17 protein-coding genes are annotated in these 19,414 nt (G+C 71.6%); 8 read left to right on the top strand and 9 right to left on the bottom strand.

The genetic code is table 11. From position 1 onward, the window contains the following. Positions 1–94: 94 nt before the first annotated feature. The 4 genes from AC068A_RS12670 to AC068A_RS12685 form a co-directional block, all read right to left on the bottom strand. On the bottom strand, positions 95–2,281 hold the full coding sequence (locus tag AC068A_RS12670; RefSeq protein ID WP_478584176.1) for a hypothetical protein: 2,187 nt from the start codon (positions 2,279–2,281) through the stop codon (positions 95–97). A 123-nt stretch (positions 2,282–2,404) separates the two neighbouring features. Continuing rightward, on the bottom strand, positions 2,405–2,803 hold the full coding sequence (locus AC068A_RS12675; RefSeq protein WP_478584177.1) for an XRE family transcriptional regulator: 399 nt from the start codon (positions 2,801–2,803) through the stop codon (positions 2,405–2,407). A gap of 748 nt (positions 2,804–3,551) precedes the next feature. Further along, complete coding sequence (locus tag AC068A_RS12680; RefSeq protein WP_478584179.1) at positions 3,552–4,250, bottom strand: RES family NAD+ phosphorylase; 699 nt, start codon at positions 4,248–4,250, stop codon at positions 3,552–3,554. 314 nt (positions 4,251–4,564) lie between these two features. Further along, positions 4,565–9,241 carry a WD40 repeat domain-containing protein gene (locus AC068A_RS12685; protein ID WP_478584180.1) on the bottom strand — a complete coding sequence of 1,559 codons (4,677 nt, stop codon included), beginning with the start codon at positions 9,239–9,241 and terminating at the stop codon, positions 4,565–4,567. A 71-nt stretch (positions 9,242–9,312) separates the two neighbouring features. Between AC068A_RS12685 and AC068A_RS12690 the strand changes: the two genes are divergently transcribed. Further along, positions 9,313–10,812 carry an esterase/lipase family protein gene (locus AC068A_RS12690; protein ID WP_478584182.1) on the top strand — a complete coding sequence of 500 codons (1,500 nt, stop codon included), beginning with the start codon at positions 9,313–9,315 and terminating at the stop codon, positions 10,810–10,812. 190 nt (positions 10,813–11,002) lie between these two features. Further along, entirely contained in the window at positions 11,003–11,335 is a 333-nt protein-coding gene (locus tag AC068A_RS12695; RefSeq protein WP_478584184.1) for a hypothetical protein, read from the top strand. Between the two features lie 21 nt (positions 11,336–11,356). Here the strand turns inward: AC068A_RS12695 and AC068A_RS12700 are convergent, their stop codons facing one another. Next, the gene (locus AC068A_RS12700) at positions 11,357–11,506 is read right to left on the bottom strand and encodes an FAD-linked oxidase C-terminal domain-containing protein (protein ID WP_478584186.1); all 150 of its coding nucleotides are present in this window, start codon (positions 11,504–11,506) and stop codon (positions 11,357–11,359) included. Here AC068A_RS12700 and AC068A_RS12705 point away from each other — a divergent pair. Further along, on the top strand, positions 11,505–11,645 hold the full coding sequence (locus AC068A_RS12705) for an SDR family oxidoreductase (RefSeq protein ID WP_478584188.1): 141 nt from the start codon (positions 11,505–11,507) through the stop codon (positions 11,643–11,645). The genes AC068A_RS12700 and AC068A_RS12705 overlap by 2 nt on opposite strands. A gap of 53 nt (positions 11,646–11,698) precedes the next feature. Here AC068A_RS12705 and AC068A_RS12710 read toward each other — a convergent pair whose 3' ends face one another. Beyond that, a complete protein-coding gene (locus tag AC068A_RS12710) occupies positions 11,699–12,280 on the bottom strand; it encodes a helix-turn-helix domain-containing protein (RefSeq protein ID WP_478584190.1) in 582 nt (193 codons plus the stop codon). Between the two features lie 87 nt (positions 12,281–12,367). Between AC068A_RS12710 and AC068A_RS12715 the strand changes: the two genes are divergently transcribed. From AC068A_RS12715 to AC068A_RS12725, 3 genes are all read left to right on the top strand, one after another. Then, entirely contained in the window at positions 12,368–13,135 is a 768-nt protein-coding gene (locus AC068A_RS12715) for an AzlC family ABC transporter permease (RefSeq protein ID WP_478584192.1), read from the top strand. After that, on the top strand, positions 13,132–13,464 hold the full coding sequence (locus tag AC068A_RS12720) for an AzlD domain-containing protein (protein WP_478584194.1): 333 nt from the start codon (positions 13,132–13,134) through the stop codon (positions 13,462–13,464). Before AC068A_RS12715 ends, AC068A_RS12720 begins: the two co-directional genes overlap by 4 nt. A 361-nt stretch (positions 13,465–13,825) precedes the next feature. Beyond that, positions 13,826–14,446, top strand: a complete 621-nt coding sequence (locus AC068A_RS12725) for a hypothetical protein (protein ID WP_478584196.1) — start codon at positions 13,826–13,828, stop codon at positions 14,444–14,446. Here AC068A_RS12725 and AC068A_RS12730 read toward each other — a convergent pair. Both AC068A_RS12730 and dnaK read right to left on the bottom strand, forming a co-directional pair. Continuing rightward, on the bottom strand, positions 14,443–14,640 hold the full coding sequence (locus AC068A_RS12730) for a hypothetical protein (protein ID WP_478584198.1): 198 nt from the start codon (positions 14,638–14,640) through the stop codon (positions 14,443–14,445). The genes AC068A_RS12725 and AC068A_RS12730 overlap by 4 nt on opposite strands. A 234-nt stretch (positions 14,641–14,874) precedes the next feature. After that, positions 14,875–16,743, bottom strand: coding sequence for a molecular chaperone DnaK (gene dnaK / locus AC068A_RS12735; protein WP_478584200.1), 1,869 nt, complete (start codon positions 16,741–16,743; stop codon positions 14,875–14,877). A 481-nt stretch (positions 16,744–17,224) separates the two neighbouring features. On the opposite strand from dnaK, the gene AC068A_RS12740 reads away from it, so the two are divergent. Then, complete coding sequence (locus tag AC068A_RS12740; RefSeq protein ID WP_478584202.1) at positions 17,225–18,067, top strand: AfsR/SARP family transcriptional regulator; 843 nt, start codon at positions 17,225–17,227, stop codon at positions 18,065–18,067. A 47-nt stretch (positions 18,068–18,114) separates the two neighbouring features. On the opposite strand, the gene AC068A_RS12745 is transcribed toward AC068A_RS12740, so the two are convergent. Beyond that, positions 18,115–18,528 carry a hypothetical protein gene (locus tag AC068A_RS12745; protein WP_478584204.1) on the bottom strand — a complete coding sequence of 138 codons (414 nt, stop codon included), beginning with the start codon at positions 18,526–18,528 and terminating at the stop codon, positions 18,115–18,117. Positions 18,529–18,909: 381 nt separating this feature from the next. On the opposite strand from AC068A_RS12745, the gene AC068A_RS12750 reads away from it, so the two are divergent. Beyond that, positions 18,910–19,335, top strand: a complete 426-nt coding sequence (locus AC068A_RS12750; RefSeq protein ID WP_478584206.1) for a YybH family protein — start codon at positions 18,910–18,912, stop codon at positions 19,333–19,335. Positions 19,336–19,414 lie beyond the last annotated feature (79 nt).

Raw genomic sequence — 19,414 nt, forward strand, 5'->3', positions numbered from 1 at the left:
TCCATCGTCGACGGCGAGGAAAGCGGGGGGACTAGTTCAGTGGAGTGGTGAGAAGGAAGTCCGCCCATGGCCTCGCCGGGGCCAACGGTAGCAGTCAGGCCGGGATCAGTGCGCGCAGGTTTTCCGGGGTGACGACCAGCGAGTCCGGGTGCAGCCCCTCCGGGCGCTCCGGGCCGATGTACGTGACCGGGCCGTCCGGGACCTGGGCCTGCGTGCCGTCCCACCACGTGGTGGCCGTGGCGCGGTCGGCCATCAGGCCGACGAGGTGTCTGACCGTCAGCTGCTCGCGTTCGACGATGCCGCGCACCAGCGTGGCGACCGACACCCGGTTCCCCTCGACCCGGTTGGCACTCGGATTGCCCTTCAGGTACAGGTGCAGCCACTTCGCGCGCCACCCGCCGTCGTCCCCGCGCAGGAACACCAGCGGGAGGGCGACCCTGCCCGTCCCCCGCATCTCCGACTTCATCCGGACCGTGCGCGGCTCGAAGGGGCGGCCCTGCTGTTCGGCGTCGCGCAGCATGAAGCCGAAGAACGACTCCGCGACCTCCTCGAAGCCCTCCCCGGAGAAGATGTTGACCTGCGGGACGATGAAGTCGCCGCGTACGGCGTCCAGGCGCAGGTTGATGAACTCCGAGGCGCCGTCGGGCGCGGGGGCGTCGGTGATGTCGCCCGAGTGTTCACCCTCGAGGTCCTGGAGGGCCGTGTACGACAGCCAGGTGACGGTTTCGTACGACCCGTCCAGCATGAGCGCCGACAGGTCGAAGTCGGTGCTGCGCTGCGCCTGCCGCCAGTGGACGAAGAACCGCAGCAGCTCCCCGTCGACGGGGGAGAGGGACCCGCGGGGGAGCACGCCGAGCCCGGCGGCCGTCGCCTTGCCGCTGAGCGGGAGCGCGACGTCGAGGACCGCGGGGTCGACCAGCAGGTGACCCGGCTCCGGGAGCCGGCGCCGCGTCTCCGCGTCCAGGGCCGCGACCAGCCGCTTGATGTCGGGTTCCGGCACGGGCGGGCGGGTGTCCGCGGCGACCCAGGCGCGGCCGCCGCGGTTGACGAAGACGCGGCGCTGCTGCGCCTCCCGCGTCCGGTTGTGGAAGTGCTCGCGTACGGACAGCAGGACCCGGCCGGAGACCTGCGGGGCGGCCTCCTCGGCGGTGGCCGCGACCGCGTCGCGCTCCTCCTGCCCGGGGCAGGCGCGCAGCAGCCGGTCCAGGGAGCGCAGCAGCCTGCCCGGGGCGGCGGCCGCCAGCAGCCGCGCCGCGCCCGTGACGTCACGGGCGCCGAGCAGTTCCTCGACGCGGCTGTCGAGGGTCCGGGCCTCCTTCTCGCCGCGGGCGACGGCGAACACGTCCGCGGCGTGCGGCCAGCGCGGGTACTCGTGCGGGTGGAGGCGCTCGCCGAGGCGCTTGAACGCCTCGCGGTGCGCGGTGACGTCGGCGAGCTTGGCGGGGGACGCGGCGACGACCGCGTCGAGGCCGGCGAGGAGGGCGCGGCGGACTGGCCGGGACAGTGACCGGAACCGGGTCGGCTCGGTGAGGGTCACGTCGCCGTCCGACAGGGCGCAGGCCAGGCGCAGGACGTCGGTGACGGTGTCCACCAGCAGGTCCGCGCCGCGGTCGAGGCGGGCGCGGTTGACGACGGCGCGGTTTTCCCGGACCGGGATCTCCTCGGGCTGGGGGCCGTCGGCGCAGTGCCCGGCGAGCACGGCGAGGTCGCGCAGGCCGTCCTCGCCCAGCGGGGTGGCACTGCCCGCCAGGGCCAGGTACAGGGCCGTGGCCTCGTCCTCCGGGGCGCCGCCGGCGTGCAGGACCGTCATGCGGTCGCCGGCGGCGGCGATCAGCTCGTCGTGCGCGGCGAGCATCTCCTCGTACGCGTGCCGGTAGGTGCCGTACGTCGGGAGGGTCAGCAGGTCGACCACACCGGACCGGAGCTGGTCGAGGGTGCCCGCCCGGGAGGCGTCGTCGGCGAGCGCCTCGCGGATGCACTGCATCCAGAAGTCGAGCGTGTCCGGCACGTTGGCCGGGAAGTCGGTGAAGTAGACGTTGTGCCGGACGTGGTCGCCGACCATCGCGCGGACGGTGTCCAGCGTGCGCGCCGCGGTCTCGAGGACGACTTCCTCGGCCAGGCCCGAGAGGCGCTCCAGCAGCTCCCCCGAGAGCTTGAAGCCCACGGACATCAGCGCGGCGTCGAACTGCCGCGCGGCGGCACCGCCCTGCCCGGCGGGCCCGGCGGGGGCGGGGAGGCGGTGGGTGTGCCGGATGACCAGGGATTCGAGAGGATGGGGCATCCACGAATGATCCCAGACCACCTCGAACGGTCGCACCCGCGTTTTTCGAACACCGAGGCGGGCCGGCGCAGCCGCCGCCCGCCCCCGTGGTGGGGCCTGATGGTGCAGGGTGCTCGTGTGGGGTCAGCCGCCGTCGACGTAGGCGCGGGCTGCCACCATGACGTCGCGCCTGCGGCCTTCGGCGATGCACTGGGCCGGCGCCTCGTCATCGAGTAGGGGGTTCATTCCGATCATCCATGCGCGGGCCGTGTAGAGGTTCTCGGCGTCCTGGATGAGCTGGAAGACCTGCAGCGCGTCGCGCAGGCGCTGCTCGGATTCGGGGCGGGGTGTGGTGTCGCCGGATGCCCACTTGCCGACCTGCTTGGGGTCGCTGATGTTGGCGATCCGCGCGGTCAGGCGCTGCCCCAGGTTGTCCTGGAGGAAGCGGGCGATGTCGCTGATCTGCATGCGCACGGTGGTGAGGTGCGCCCGCTGGGCGCTGGCGACGCTCCTGGCGACAGAGGATGCGGTGTCTGAAGGCATGGTCAGGTCTCCCTCGTTGCCTTCACTGCGCGCCCGTCGGGTGGCGGGTCGCGTGTCAAAGCGACGGGTTGTCGGGGTGTGCGCTCAGGACCCGGCTGTCGCGTGCTGCCGCTGCGAGAGCAGACGGAAGGGACGCTGGGCATCGGTGAGCTGCGAACGCTTCACGATGTGTTCCCGACCCGCTGGGAAGCGTGACCAACGCGGGTGGGGGTGGCCTGCCTGCTGGCGGCCGGCGCTCAGCACCCTTGTATTCCGGTCCGCAAGGATCCGGCACACGGCTGACTGAGGAGAGCTGGGAGCGCAACGGGTCCACGGCGGTCCGTGCTGTCGGCTGGGAGCGTGGTGCCTGCTGCGGGGGGTGGTGCCGCGATGCAGAGCACGAACCCGGCTGCTAAGCAGGCACTGACGGCGTTACCGATGTTGTTCATGAGATCCCCCACGTGCTCCACGTTGCTGGACGTACTGTCCAGGTTACCCATTATCACCTTCCAACTCCACCTCTTACGCAGAATCCACCGGCTTCTCGACGAGGTGTCAACTGCCGTGCTTGAACGCACACTTACCACTTGACCTGCATGAATGCCACCGATCCTGGGGAGGATCCGATGGCGTGGAGCGGCAGGGAACGGGCCGTTTTCGTCCTTTCGGACGACTCGGGTGCAGTGGTTCTTCAGGTCGACTTCAGATCCCTTTACGGGTGGGCAACGCGAGGGGGTTGAGGGGGGGTCGGGGCGGCCTGGCACGCGGGTCACAGCATGACGAGCCCGAACTCGTCGGCCACCCTCCGCAGCGCCTCCGACTCGGGGAAGACCAGGCTGGACTCCATCTGCTTCAGCTCGAGGTCGTTGAAGACGGCCCAGCACTGGCGCATGCCGTAGAAGCGGGAGCGGTAGGCGATGCCGTGGATGAGACGCTCCTGGTGTGAGGGGCCGGTGCGCTGGGTGATGGCCCAGGCCGAGATCAGTCGGGTGATCCGGCGGTTGGAGCCCTGTACGTGCGTCGTGGTGAGCCTGTCGACACCGTGCTCCGCCAGCTCGACCTTGAGCTCGTCGGACAGGGTCTTGAGGGTGCGGTCGTCGTCCACGTCGAGGAAACGGGCCTCCTTCGGGGGCTGTAGACGGACCAGGGTGCGGCTGGTGATCCAGTCGCGGGGAAGCTTTCCGGGAGCGAGGAAGGAGGGATCCTGCCAGTCGTCCGCGATCACCTCCAGCATGTCGGGGTGCACGCGGAAGGGGGCTAAGGCCTCGGCGAAGCAGCCGTCGGGCTCGGAGGCGCAGTAGAGGGTGCCGTAACTGGCCAGGCTCCAGCGGTTGCCACCGGTCTCGGCCGCGTCCTCCGAGCTGATCGTTTTGAAGTCGACCGGGTGCGGCGATTTTCCCAGGCGCCAGATGCCGTGTTCGGGCGCGGGGATGAGGGTGACGTCCGGCTGCGTGGTGTCCCGGCTCATGCGGCGGCTCTCCTTGCTCCGGCCCGTCCTGCGTGCAGCTCGGGCCGGTGATGCTCGTGGGCTCGTGCGGCGGTTCGGGCCGGCAGGGCGGTCCGCCGGGAGAGCCGGTTCCGTGACGGTGGTGCGCTCATGAGTGGCACTCATGAGCGGCGTGCTTGGCGCGCGACGGGTGGGAGCGCCGTACGGCGGTACTGGTCCGTGACACATGCCGAACGATCATTTTTTATGCTCGGGTCCGATCGAAGCGACCCGGTTGTGGTGGTCAGAGGGGGCGCACGAGGGAACGCGGGGGCGCATACGGACGTGATCAATGATCAGTCTCCGTTCGTCCGGCACTCGGAGAGGTCGACCTCCACGACGGCGGCTCCCGCGTCCCCGGTGAAGGAGAGCACGACGCGTCCGCCGGCCGCGGCGGGGCGGGCGGCGATGCTGCGGACGGGGCTCCCCGTGGCGAGCAGCAGGCGGCACAGCCCGGTGGCGGCGTCCCAGATCCGGACGGTCCCGTCGCCCGAGGCACTGGCGACGAGGCTGCCGTGGCCCTCGGCGTTCCACACGGTCAGGGCGTGCACCGCCGCGGTGTGGCCGGTCAGCGGCTCGCCCAGGGGCCGGCGCTCGAGCAGGTCCCACAGGCGCACGGTGCCCGAGTCACCACCGCTGGCCAGATACGGAGGGAGGCCGCCGAGCGGGCAGCAGTGGATGGCGACGGCGTGGACGAGGCCCTGGTCACAGCGCAGGGGCTCGCCCAGCCGGCCGTCTTCCGCGTCCCACAGCCGCACGGTGCCGTCGGAGCCGGCGGAGGCGAACCAGTCCCGGCCGCCCGGCCCGCACGAGACGGCCGCCACCGCCCGGACCCGCCCCTCGTGACCGGTCCACTTCCGCACCAGGCCCGGGCGGTCGAGATCCCACAGCATGACCCGCATGTCGTCCCCGCCGCTCAGGAGCAGATGCCGGCCGTCCGCCGTGGTGCACGCGGCAAGGGCGCGCACGGGAAGGACGGGTACGTGCCCTTCGAGGACGTCGGGCAGGAACTGCCGGGTCCCGGCGTCCCACAGCCGGATGCCGGGGCTCTCGCCTCCGGCCCCGGCCACCGCCAGGAGGCCGCCTTCCCTCCGGCGGGCCCAGGCCACGGCGGACGGCACCCGGCCGGTGTCGATCCGGGCGACGCCGGCCCCCGTCCCGATGTCCCGGACGTCGATGCGGGGATGGCCGCCGCTGAGCGCGAACCAGGAAGGGCCACCGCCACCGCCCGGATCCGCCGGGTCCGGCAGGAGCAGTGCTCCACCCGTCAGGGCCGGCTCGGCAGCCGTCCGCGCGGTGGCCAGCGCGCTCTCCAGGACCGCCCGGTTCCACAGGCGCAACGTGCCGTCCGTGGAAGCCGAGGCGAGGATTCCGGCATCGGGGGCGGCAACGGGGCTGAGCGCGGTCACGGCCGCGGTGTGCCCGCTCAGCAACCCCGGCGGCCCCGCCGGCCCCTCGCCGGCGGTGTCCCACACGGCGATGTCGCTGCCCGTACCGGCCGCGAGGACGTGCCGTTCGCCCAGAGTGAGCGCGACCAGGCTGCTCACCGCCTCGGTGGCGCCGGTGAGGGTGCAGTGCAGTCCGCCGGGGCCCCAGACGGTGACGCTCCCGTCCGCGTGGCCGGCCGCGACCGTCCCCGGCCGCGTGGTGGGAACCAGCACCCGTACGGCGCTCAGGAGACCGAACCGGGCCACCTCCTCGGCCGCCCCGGGGTCCCGGAACATCAGCGACGTGCCGTCGGCGACGGCCAGCAACGGCCGCCCCGGCGGCTCTTCCAGCGCGGCCAGAGCGGGAGGGCTCGTACGCGGCGTATCGCCGCACGGCAGGGTCAGCAGCTCCTGCGGGCCCATCCGCTCGTTCCACCAGACCACCTCCCCGCTCCCGTTGACACAGACCACCGCGAGCTCGTGCCCGCTGTCGCGGTAGGCGCACACGTCGGCGATCCAGATCCCGCCGGGCCGGTGGACCTGGTCGACGAGGCTTCCGGTCGCGGGGTCCCAGAGGCGGACGGTGCCGTCCGTACTGCCGGACACGAGCAGGGCGGACTGCGCCGGGCGCGGCGCGTCGACCAGGTGGCGCACGGCTCCTTCATGCCCCCGGATCCGCTCGCGGACCGCCGTCCCCTCGACCGCGTCGATCAGTTCGATACCGCCGGCCTCGTCGCCCACCGCGAGAGCCGGGCGGCCGTCGGGGGCCGTCACCGCCGTCAGCGACCGCACCGTGGTGTCGAGGGCGGCCAGGACGTTGACGGGCGGCGCCCACCGGGACCAGAGCACGTTCAGCGGCGCGGCCCGGCGCGGGGCCGCCGCCCCCTCGGGCATCCGCGGGCGCGGCACACCGGGGAAGCGCAGCGCCGTGTACGCCAGGTGCAGGCTGGCCAGGCGCGAGGGGTGGTCGGCGTGGTGCAGATAGGGCTCCACTGCCGCCCACGCCTCCAGCCAGTGCCGGTTGTCCTGCCCCCGCTCCGGGCCGAGCAGGCCGCGGATGGGGCTGCCGGTCAGCCACGGGATGACGTCGGCCGGCACGTGCGCGTCGTCCAGGATTCCTCCCAGCCGGGCGTGACGCGCAAGGTAGCGCCGGACGTACGGATGCGGGGCGGTGCCGGCGGTGTGCGGCGCGGCCAGTTCGGCGAGGGCCTGCACGATGCGGGCGTGCACGGCTACGGCATCATCCTCGTACGCTTCCCCTACAGCGCGGGCTGCCACCGCCGCATCGGTCGCATCGGTCGCATCGGTCGCATCGGCCTCATCGGCCTCATCGGCCCCACCCGCACCCGCCATCTCGGCAGGCTCGTCCCGATCATCCATCGTCTCCATCCCCCCACCGTGCCCGGCGCGGGCGAGGGGCCAGGCGCGCAGGACGGCGGCCAGCCGTTCGTGCGCCGGCCGGTAGACCCGCTGGTCCTCTTCTACGTCACGGGTGAGATACCCCGCCAGACGGCCTCCCAGCAGGATCCGGATCTTGGCATCGGCGTCCTCGAGGGCTCCTCCGAGCAACGCGGACGCGACAGCGGGCCACACCTCACCCCAGGCGATGCCGCGCCCCTGCGCGAACGCCGTCGCGCGCAGCAGCGCCCGTGCCTCGTCAGCCGCCAGGCCGTCCTCCGCCGACCTCGCCAGATCGGCCTCCAGCAGCCCGGTCGTCCCCTCGCCCAGCTGCGCGAGCCAGCGCGCGTCGGCCAGCAGCCGCGGCCCCGCGCTGCGCAGTTGGTGCGCCGCCACGCGGGCGTCGAGGAAGGAGCGTCCCACGGCCTCGGCCACCGTCTCCGCCGCCTCGGTCAGGTCGTGTTCCGCCCAGCCGGCCTTCCCGTGCAGCAGGGCCCGTACGTACCCCTCGACGTCTTTGCCCATGTCCTCGTCGTCGGTGCGCAGCACGGCCGCCCCGCGGAACGCGCTCTGCAGTTGGCCCAGGAGGTCCTGGCCGCCGTCCGGGGCGAGGCGGTCGTCCTCGCCCGGGCCGCTGCTGCGGACGGCGACGACCAGCCGGACACCGCGCCGGACCGACAGGGGTGCGGCGCCGGGGCCGTGGCCCGGATCCGGCGCGTCGCCCGCGGGCGGCCGACTGGGCCGTTCCCCGGTGGGCGACACCGACAGGTGGCCGGCCAGCGGCACCAGCACCTGGTGCAGGGCCGCCGCCGGGTCGGTCGCCTCGTCCAGGGAGTCGACGACGATCGTGACCATGGGTCCGGGCGAGCCCAGGAACCTCCGCAGTCCCAGCTGCCAGCGGCCCATCCGGTCCCGGCCCGAGCTGTCCGGGGTGACACCGAGCTTCTGCCCGATGACCTGCATCAGGCCCAGTGCCTCGCGGTTGCGCGCGGTGACCGCGATGGTCACCGCGCCCTCGTCCGGGACGGTGTCCGGCGGGCAGTGCCCGACGGCGGCCGCGAACAGGTCCGACTTCCTGAACGTCGCATCGCTCAAGGTCACGGCGCGGCCCAGGATGGCCGACTTCCCGCTCGCGGTGATTCCGGTGACGACCAGGACTCCCGGCGCGCCCCGGAGGAAGGTGACCACCGAGGCGTTCAGGTGCGCGCGGCCCGAGAAGTACCATCCGGTGTCGCCAGCGCCGGTGCGGCCGCTGGCCTTCTCCAGCCAGTAGCCCACGTCGTCCAGGGTCGCCGCCACTTCCTGGAGGCTCTCCTCCACCGCCGTCGGCTCCGGCCGGTACCCCGGGTTCGGCAGGGTCGGAGTCGGGACGTGCAGCTTCCCCAGGAGAACGGGGGAAGGGTCGACGGACAGACTCCGGCCGCGCTCCGCGCCGATCGCCTGCGCCGCCCGGTACAGCGCCCGGCTGAACTCCGACATCGTCAGGTACTGCCGGGTGATCCCTCCGGCCGTGCGCAGCCATTCGTGCGCCTCCCGCAGGACGAGCGCGAACTCCCCGCCCAGCACCCGCATCTTCGGCGCCGCGGTGACCAGGACGTTCAGCGTGCCGTGCGTCGTACGTGCGGTGGCCAGGTCCCGTGAGAGTTCGACCAGTTCCCCCGCCATGTCGGCGGACTCGCACATGTTCACGATCACCAGGACGTCCTGCGCATGCGAGTCGAGCGCGGCGATCACGATTTCCGTCGTACGCAGTCCCGTGGCCAGCAGCCGATGCTTCTCGGTGTCCTTCAGGACCGCGAAGTGCTTCGCCGCGGCCGAGGTGACCCCGTGGCCCGACACGTACAGCACCACGGGGACGTCCTTCTCCGCCTCCCGGATTCCCGACTCGGCGAGGAAGCGCTCCACGTCATGACGACTGGTCACCGGGTCCGTGGGCGCCACCTTCACGAAGCCGGGACTCCCGTCCGGCAGCCGCTGCTCCCACCACAGGGACACCGCCTCCAACTGCGCGCCCAGTGCCTGCCGCAGCGCCTCCGTACCGTCCTCCATCGCCAGGACGAACAACGTGCCCGCAGGCGGCGCCGCCGCCGCACCGGACGAGTCCGGCGGCGCCGGTTCCGGAGCCCCTCCGGCGACGGCCGGCGACACCGGCACCTCCACGGGACCGGCTAAGCCGATCCCGCCCCGCTCCCCTTCCACGGTCTCTATTCTTCACTGCCATGAACGAGCACCCGCACCGCACCGCCACCGCCTCCGCGCAGCACCCGCAGGACACCGACGACTTACCCGACCACGTCACCCAGGACGCCGTCGTCGTCGTACCCGGAATCATGGGCAGCACCCTGTACGACACGACCACCGGCAAGGACGTCTGGGGCATCGGCGGCATCTCCTGGCTGCTGAAGGCCTGGACCACGCCCTCGGGCCTGAAGTCCCTGGCCATGACCGAGGACGAGCTGGCGGGCAAGACCGGCCGGATCAAGGCGACCGGCCTCCTCAAGCACTCCGCGTGGACCCCGTACCTCGCCGGCAGCGAGCCGTACACCGACCTGGTCGAGACCGTGCTGACCAGTGTCGCCGACCCTGCCGCGGTCCTCGAGTTCGCCTACGACTGGCGCCTCCCCGTCGCCGCCAACGGCCGCCTCCTGGCCGACGCCGCACGCCGGCACCTGACCGACTGGCGCCGCCATCCCGCCCACGCGCAGGCCCGCCGGCACCGCGCCGACCAGCGGGAAGGACGGCTCGTCTTCGTCGCCCACTCCATGGGCGGACTCGTCACCCGCGCGGCACTCGACCCCGGCTACGACAGCGACCTCCACACCGACACCCGAGGCGTCATCACGCTCGGTACCCCCTTCCAGGGGTCGGTCAAGGCCGCGGTCATCCTCGGCACCGGCCGCGGCGCCCCCGTACCGCTGCCGCACCGCAAGCTCCGCTCCATCTGCGCCACCATGCCCGGCCTCCACGACCTGCTGCCGCAGTACCGGAGCCTGCGCGCCGGGGACGACGTACGCCACCTCACCCCGAGCGACATCACAGCGATCGGCGGCAACGCGGACCTCGCCCGCAACGCGGCCCGCTTCCACCACGGCCAGAAGGACATCGGCCTGCCCGACCACCGCTCCGTCGTCGGGGTCAACCAGCCCACCTGGCAGAACCTGACCATCACCGACGGCCGGGTCGAGGCCCATCTCGACGGAGCCCGGCAGAACTCCGACGGGACCTTCATCCGGGACCGGCACGGCCGCGTCCGGTACTTCCAGGTCCACGGCGACGGCACCGTGTACAAGGAGGCGGCCGTCCTCACCACCGCCGTCACCCACCTGCCGCTCCAGCACGGTGACGTCGCCAGGGCGAAGACGGCCCTCGACGCCGTCACCGAGATCCTGCGGGAGGACATCCACGGGGGCCCGCCCCAGGGCGAGGCAGGCTGCGGCCTGAGCGCACCCGACTTCGTCGAGGCCGGCGAGACGTGGAAGATCCGCCTGAGTGACGTCGACTCCCTCTCGGGCCTGACCTGCACCGTCACCGACCTCGAAAACCCCGGCCTGCCCCGGCAACTCCCCCTGGCCTGGGAAGGAGGAACCGCCACCGCGAAGGCGACCGTGCAGAGCCCGGGCCTCCACCGCATCGAGGTGCACACACCCGACGGCTTCGAGATCACCCAGCTCGTCATGGCCGCCGAACCGGGACAGCCCCTGGCCGAAGCGGAAGCCTGACCAGCGCGGGGCATCCCCGACACGCGGGGCGCCGAGCCACTTCACCGCGCTCTCGTCTCCGGTATCGACGAGAAGGATCACGGTCCACCTGCGGATTCGGCGCCCGCACTCCTGGGAGGGGCCGCTGAGCAGGCATCACCGTGACGAATTCCGCTTGCCCCGGTTCACGCTGTCACAAGATCATGGACACATGCCGTCGACCGAATCAGCAGCCCGCGCACTGCAAGACCACGCCGTTCTCTGGAGCATCGGCGACGCGCGTGCCACCGACGTCGTCAACGCTGCCTGCGCCGAGGAAGCCGCCGTACGAGCACTCGCCGCCCGGACGCTGGCCGGTGAGCTGACCCCACGGGAGTTGGCCTTCCGGATCCACCAGCGCTTCGGGCACGGGCTGCCGCTGGCCGAACGGCTCGCCGAACTCGACGACGAGTACGACATCCTCGAATACGGCGACAGAACGCGGGCGCAGGTCGACGCCGATGTCACTGCCGAAGCCCTCCGGCTGGCCCACGCGGGCCGATGACCTCTGCACCGGCCTGCCCCCTCACGGCAGAGCGGCGAACACCTTCCCCGGGTTGAGGATCCCCGCCGGGTCCCAGACCCGCTTGATGCCCCGGTGCAGGTCCAGCACGGCCGGACCGAGCTCGGACACCAGCCCGCGCACGGCCCTGAGCGAGAGGCAGCGGGCCGCCATGCTGGACCGGGTGCCGCTGGCCCACGGAGCCCATGCGGACGAGGTGGCCGCGGCCGTGTACTTCCTGGCCTCCGAGGGCGCCGCCTACGTCACCGGCGCCGTCCTGCCGGTCGACGGCGGGCTGGGCATGGGCCACTGAGCCGCCGTCGGCGGCTCGCGCCGGGCCGGACCCCTTCGGGTCCGGCCCGGCGTTCAGTGGTGTTCGGAGACGAGCACGGCCCGGGTGCCGGGCTCCAGTGCCTGGAAGAGGTGCGGCACGTCGGCCGGGTAGCAGATGTAGTCGCCCGGGAGCAGTTCCACCGGTTCGTCGGCGGTGCCCACCATGGCCCGCCCGGAGCTGATGACCACGTGCTCCACCACGCCGGGCAGGTGCGCGGCGGAGGATCGCTGGGGTCCGGGCTCGGCCGCGATGCTGTACACGTCGCGCCGGGCACCCGGCGGGCAGGCGGAGAGCAGGGTCGCGCGGTAGGCGCTCTGCGCGGAGGCAACCGCCGGGCCTTGGCCCGCGCGGATCAGCTGGACCTGTGGCCGGGGGGCGGCGAGCAGCCGGGAGAACGGGACGTCCAGGGCCACGCACAGGGCCCAGAGCGTCTCCAGGCTGGGGTTTCCCGCGCCGGATTCCAGCTGCGAGAGCGTGGACTTGGCGAGTCCGGCCCGGCGGGCCACCTCGGTGAGGGAGAGTCCCGCCCGTACGCGCTCCGCCCGCAGGGAGGCGGCGATCACTTCGAGCGGGGGCTTGAGGGCGGGATCGGCATCGGCATCGGCATCGGACACGGCGTTCGCTCCAGTGGTCGGTTGTTCGCCTTGACGAACACTACTGAGGTGTTCATCATAAGCGCCATGTGTTCGATATGGAGAACATTGGACCGCGGGCCGTTACGCGACATCGCCCTCGTCTGTCTGGCCGTCGGCGTCATCGGCGTCTCGTACGGCGCCGTCTCGGTCACCGCCGGCTTCGCCTGGTGGTTCCCCGTCCTGATGGGCGCGCTCGTCCTCGCCGCCTCGTCGGAGTTCCTGTTCGTCGGGATCATCGCGGCCGGCGGCAGCCCGATCGCCGCCCTCCTGGCCTGCCTCCTGGTCAACGCCCGCCACCTGCCGTTCGGCCTGGCGGTCCCGGACGTGCTGGGGCGCGGCTGGCGCCGCCTGCTCGGCACCCACCTGATGAACGACGAGACGGTCGTCTTCGCCCTCGCCCAGGACGGCCTCCCGCGCAAGCGCGCCGCCTACTGGGCCTGCGGCCTCGGCATCCTGGTCTGCTGGCCGGTCGGCGCCGGCCTCGGGGCGCTGCTCGGAAGCGTGGTCGAGGACACGGGGGCCCTGGGGCTGGACGCCATGTTCCCCGCGGTGATCGTGGCGCTGATCCTGCCCGCCCTCAAGGAGCGGGCCCTGCGGCGGACCGCGCTGGCGGGCTGCGCCCTGGCCCTGGCGGCGGTCGCGTTCCTGCCCGCCGGCCTGCCCGTCCTGGTCGCGCTCGCCGCCCTGCCGCTGTTCGTCCTCGCCTCGGAGCGGCAGGACGGGTCGGTCCCGCCGACCGGGCCGAACGGGCCGACCGGGCCGAACGGCTCCACCGCGTCCGAACCAAGCGATCGTTCCGAGTCGTCGGAGTCGCCCGAGGGAGCCGTCCGATGAACGACGCCGTACCCGTGGTACCGGCCCTGGCCGCGATGCTGGCCCTGGCGGGCGGCACCTTCCTGCTCCGCCTCTCCGGCCCGGCGCTGCGCGCCAGGGTCACCTTCCCGCAGCGGGCGGAGAAGCTGCTGGAAGTCTCCGCGGTCATCCTGCTCGCCGCCCTCGCCGCCACGTCGGCACTCGCCGAGGGCGCCGACTTCGCCGGCGTGGCCCGGCCTGTCGGCGTCGCTGTCGGCGGCGTGCTCGCCTGGCGCAAGGCGCCGTTCCTGGTGGTGGTGCTCGCAGCCGCGGGTACGGCGGCACTGCTGCGCCTGGCCGGAGTCCCGTAGACACCCGCCTCCGGTAGCCCGCCTGACCGAAACCCGACCCCCGACCGGCACCCCTCCACCGGCCCCGTGGGCGATCCCCCGGGTCGGGGCCGCTGGACTCCCGTGGCAGCCCCAACGCCGGGACCACCCGACCGGACAACAGAGACGCGAGGCGTACGCGACCAACCGGGGCCAGGACACGTCGCTGACCGCGGATACGGCCCGTTCCCATCGCGGGTCTGTCAATCGAATTTACGGCCCCCGCTACCACCGAGGTGCTTCTTGGCCCACTGGGTCCACTTGAGTTGGCACCTTGAGTGCCACAGCTGGTGTGCGATGGATCCGCCTCGGCTTGTTGAGTGGGCCTGCCTATGCTGCCGCCATGGGTCTGGATCTCACGCTTCTCATGGCGGACTGGAAGTATTTGAGCGCCGTCCCGGTGGAGAACCGGGTCCAAGCACTGGACGACGCAGCCTCGTCACGGGAGCTCGGTGACGGATACCAGGGGGGTGGGCGGGCTGACGGCTGGCTGTGGCCCCCGGATCCGGGGGCCGCGTGGTGCGTCGAGTACAGCTTCTTCACCACCACCGGCTCCTATCGCCCGCACGCCCGCGCCGGGGATGCATGGGACGACATGCGGCGGCTCGTCGGCCCATCCGTGCGTGAGGCGATGGACATGTTTCTCCTCGGTCTGATCTGGGATGAGGATCCGGCCGACGATCCCGCGCTGACTGGCGGCGGAGGGTTCTTCCCGTCGGCCACCGACCGCTGGCACCCGCGTGTCCTCCTGGTGTGCCCGCCCGAGGCAATGCCCGGCAAGGCTCGCGCCTGGGCGCGGGTGGAGTCCCAGCTTGAGGAGTTGCGGGAACCGTTCGCCGCCGAGTGTGAGGGCTGGGCCGGCCGCCCGGACACCTTCGAGGACTTCACCGCGCTGCTGCGTGAATGGGGCGACGTGACCACGGAGGCAGCGCGCCGCGGTTGGGGGCTGGTGGGTCTGCCCTAGCTGTATTGCCCAGTGAGGTTGGGGACGTCCTCGTGGTCCTCGGTGAGGATCTGCGAGGTGAAGCTGATGACGGTGCGGGCGATGCCCTCCGCCGTGTCCGGCCCGGCCTGCTCCCCGGGGCGGACAGCGCGGTGACCGATGGCCGGGCAGGCCTGAACAGCAGACCGGGCAAGTCCAAAGGGGAGCCTGGGCAAGCCGTCGGCGCAGGCGGCTTGCCAACATCTGCGGCGGGCGGCGACCGCCCTTGCCAAGGCGGCCGTCAGCGCGGCTTTGACCGCTGTCCAGGCGGCCGAAGAGGCCGCTGCCGGAGTCGGAACGAGTGCCGCTGTCGGCTGCCCTGGGTTCGGGGGCGGCAGGGGCGGTGCGTCGTTCGTCTCTGACCGCGATGGGTGTCTGCTATCGCGGTCCGTGGGAAGGACTCGGTGGCCTCATCGCGCGTCTCCGTCTCCCTTCGGGCTCTCGTCGTCGACGATCTCCGCGTCGACGACTTCTTCATCCCTGCCGGACGACCCGGCGTCGGACGCCGGCCCGCCACCGCCTGCAGCAGCCCCTTGGGTCTCGTAGAGGGCGGTGCCGATCTTCTGCGCGACGGTGCCGGCGCGCTCCGTCGCCGTGCGGATGGCCGATGTGTCCTGGCCCTTGAGCTTCTCCTTCAGGTCTGCGATCGCGGTTTCCGTCTCGGTCCTGAGGCCGGCCGGGATCTTGGACTCGTTCTCCCGCAGCAGCTTCTCCGTCTGGTAGACGAGCTGTTCGGCGCTGTTGCGGGTCTCGGCCTCCTCCTTACGGCGGCGGTCCTCCTCGGCGTGCTGCTCGGCCTCGCGGATCATGCGGTCGATGTCCTGGCGGGGCAGGGAGGAGCCGCCGGTGACGGTCATCTTCTGCTCCTTGCCCGTGCCGAGGTCCTTGGCGGTCACGTGCATGATGCCGTTGGCGTCGATGTCGAAGGAGACCTCGATCTGCGGGAGACCGCGCGGGGCCGGCGGCAGGCCGGTCAGCTCGAACATGCCGAGCTTCTTGTTGTACGCCGCGATCTCGCGCTCGCCCTGGTAGACCTGGATCTGCACGGACGGCTGGTTGTCCTCGGCCGTCGTGAAGATCTCCGAGCGCTTGGTCGGGATCGTGGTGTTGCGCTCGATCAGCTTGGTCATGATGCCGCCCTTGGTCTCGATGCCGAGGGACAGCGGGGTCACGTCGAGGAGTAGGACGTCCTTGACCTCACCCTTGAGGACACCGGCCTGGAGGGTGGCGCCGATGGCGACGACCTCGTCCGGGTTCACACCCTTGTGCGGATCCTTCCCGGTCAGCTCTCTGACCAGCCCCGTCACGGCCGGCATGCGCGTGGACCCGCCGACCAGGATGACGTGGTCGATGTCCGAGACCTTGATCTTCGCGTCCTTGACCGCGTTGTGGAAGGGCGTCTTGCAGCGTTCCAGGAGGTCGGCGGTCAGCTGCTCGAACTGCGAGCGGGTGAGCTTCTCGTCCAGGTGCAGCGGGCCCTCGGCGGACGCGGAGATGTAGGGCAGGTTGATCGTCGTCTGGGTGGAGGAGGACAGCTCGATCTTCGCCTTCTCCGCGGTCTCGCGCAGACGCTGGAGTGCCATCCTGTCCTTGGACAGGTCGACACCGTAGGCGTTCTGGAACTGCTTCACCAGGTGATCGACTATCTTCTGGTCCCAGTCGTCGCCGCCGAGGTGGGTGTCACCGTTGGTGGACTTGACCTCCACCAACCCCTCGCCGATCTCCAGGAGCGACACGTCGAAGGTGCCGCCGCCCAGGTCGAAGACGAGGATCGTCTGGTCGTTCTCCTTGTCCAGTCCGTACGCCAGCGCGGCGGACGTCGGCTCGTTGATGATCCGCAGCACATGCAGGCCCGCGATCTCACCGGCTTCCTTCGTCGCGGTGCGCTGCGAGTCGTTGAAGTACGCCGGAACGGTGATCACGGCGTCCGTGACGTCCTCGCCGAGATACGCCTCCGCGTCCCGCTTGAGTTTCTGCAGGACGCGTGCCGAGATTTCCTGAGCCGTGTACCGCTTGCCGTCGATTTCGCCGGCATCCGGGAAACGCCAGTCCGCCTCGCCGATGTGGCGCTTGACCGACCGCGCGGTGCGGTCGACGTTCGTCACCGCCTGCCGCTTGGCGATCTCTCCGACCAGGACCTCTCCGCCCTTGCCGAAGGCCACCACGGAAGGCGTGGTCCTGTTGCCTTCGGTGTTGGTGATGACCGTGGGCTCGCCGCCCTCCAGGACTGCGACGACGGAGTTGGTCGTGCCCAGGTCGATCCCGACTGCGCGGGCCATCGTCCGCTCCTCTCAGATCATGAACCTTTCGACTGCTCACTTCGCCGGCGGCCCGAGCAAGCAGGGCCGCCGCGGCGCCGCCCGGTCCGCAGCAGTCGCAGGACTCGAGGCGTGGTCCGCCGCTCCGCCCTGATTCGATCACTCCTCTCCCGACTCGGCACAGATGCACATGGCGACACCACCTATATAGCGCGCGGCAATAAAGTTGACAAGCATCGACTCAAGGTATAGCGGGGTTGGTGATTCCGTTCTCGGCCCGCCGCCGGACGAGGGCCTGGTGGTCCTCCAGCCACACCGGCGATTCGGGCCGGTGGACGCGGGTGCGGGGGAAGGCTGCGATGGTCGCCGCGTCGCGCCGGGCGGAGAGGTGACATTTTCGTGCCGGTCGCGAGAGCGGGTATTCCAACGCTCCTTACGATGCTTGTACCCCACACACAAGCACCGACCTGGGCGCTTCGGTGCCGGAGTAGGAGCGTGCGTAGTGCATTTCAACCTCATCGGCCCCTTCGAGATCGTGACCGGTGACGGCCGGACGTACGCACCGAAGGCGCCCAAAATCTGTCTGCTGCTCGCCGTGCTGGCACTCCAGCCGCGCGAGGCCGTGGCCACCGAGACGCTGATCCGGGAGATATGGGGGCAGGGCACGCCGGGCAACGCGACCAAGACCCTGCAGACGCACGTCTACCACGCCCGCCGGATGCTCGACGAGGCCGCGGGGAGCGCCTCCGCCCGCCGATTACTCGTGACCCAGGCGCCCGGGTACCGTCTCGACATCGCCGACGACCAGACCGACGTGCACGTCTTCGAGCGCCTGGTGCGAGAGGCCCAGTGGGAGCTCACCCACGGCTCGCCGGAGAAGGCCGCCGAGCGGCTTGCCGAGGCCAGGAGGCTGTGGCGCGCCCCCATGCTGAGCAACGTCCCGGCCGGCCCCGTGCTCACCGGCCGCATCGCCCACATGGAGGAGCTCCGGATCCGCGCGCTGGAGCTGCGCGTGGAGACCGAGAACCGCCTCGGCCGCTACCGGGAACTCCTCCCCGAGCTGCGCACCCTCGTCAACGACCACCCGCTCCACGAGTGGTTCCACGGCCAGCTGATCTCGGCCCTGCACCGGGCGGGCCGGCGCGGCGAGGCCCTGCAGGCGTACCAGAACCTCTATTCCGTGCTCATGAGCGAGCTCGGCCTCGAACCCTCGGCGGAGCTGAAGCGGCTCCAGGCCGAGATCCTCCACGCGACCGACCAGGACGCGGTGCGACTGGACGCGCGGAGGGAGGCCGGTGCGCAGCAGGCCGTGACCCCGCTGCGGTCCTCCGCCGTGGCCAGCTGACTCCTCCGCCGTGGCCGGCTGACGGCGTCCTACGGCACCGACCCCGCTCACTCCTGCGGCCCGGCGCCCGGCGGGGTGTCCGGCAGCCGTCGGCCCAGAGCGCGGACGAGCTCGGGCGGACGGCGGGCGGACCCCTCGAACGTCCCCTGCTCCAGGACGACCAGAACGGCGCACTCCAGGAGCAGGGCGACGACGACCGCCTCGCACCGGGGCGCCGGCTCCGCGCCCGCAGGAGGCGGACCCTGATGCCGTACGGGCGCGGCGAGCCCGAAGACGTCCCTGAGCAGAACCCGCGCACGGCGCACCATCGCGTACCGGACCCCGCTGTCGTTCCGCTCCTCCGGGGCGAGCGCCGCGGCCAGCGATCCCTCGAAGCGGCGCAGGACCGCGTCCGCGTAAGGGTCCGGCAGTGCCGCACCGGCGAAGGGCCGACCGGGCAGCGCGTAGGCGCGTGATGCCACGGACCTTGACAGCCCTTCGTTCAGTGCGTCGACGAATGTCTGGCCGATGGCAATCGCCCAGCCGCCGTTCCCCGCGCCGTTTCCCGTTCCGCCAGGCATTTCCCGTACACACCTGCGCATTCGTCGCCCAATGGCTCTGAAGCCCCTTCTCGGTCGAACATACGGCCTGCCGTCCCTCGCGCGTCCACCCCCGAGTAACCGGCCACGGGGTGCTGCGCTCCCATTCGCACGGCAAGGGCGGCGGTCATTCCCCGGTAATCGAGTCCGCCTGCAGCGGGTCCGGGGGCGATTACCGGCAGGAGACCGGGAGGCAGCGGGCCCGCTGGTATCGTCCGAGCAGAATTGCGAAGGTGTTGCACAGATGAATGGAGCGAATGCGTCGTGGCCGATGCCAATTATACGCTGGTGACCGACATCGAAAAGCACCAGGAGGCTTTCGGAAAAGCGTTCAACTCCGGTGACGCGGATGCCGTCAACGCCATGTACGTCGACGATGCGCTCGGAATGTGGGAGCCCGGATTCCCGCTCTACGGCGAAGCCCGGCGTGAATACGTGGTCGAGTTCCTGAAAAACCGCAAGCCCACCGTCGACGCGACGGTGCGCCAGCAGCTCGTGGTCGGCGACACCGCCCAGCTGGTGGTCGAGTGGCAGATGGCGGCGCTCGACGAAAACGGCCGGCCGGAGCTGCTGAAGGGCATCGCCATCGACGTTCTGCACCGGGGCGAGGACGGCTACTGGCGCTACGTCGTCGACAACCCGTTCGGCGTGAGCGGCCCGTGGGACGCCGAGGGCGAGAACCAGGGCTGACCGACGGCCCGGGCGGACGCCCCCCGTTCCCCATCGATCACACCCACCGCGGCGGACGCCGCACGAAGTACGGAGAAAT

This window comes from Streptomyces sp. NPDC043854 (assembly GCF_056436005.1).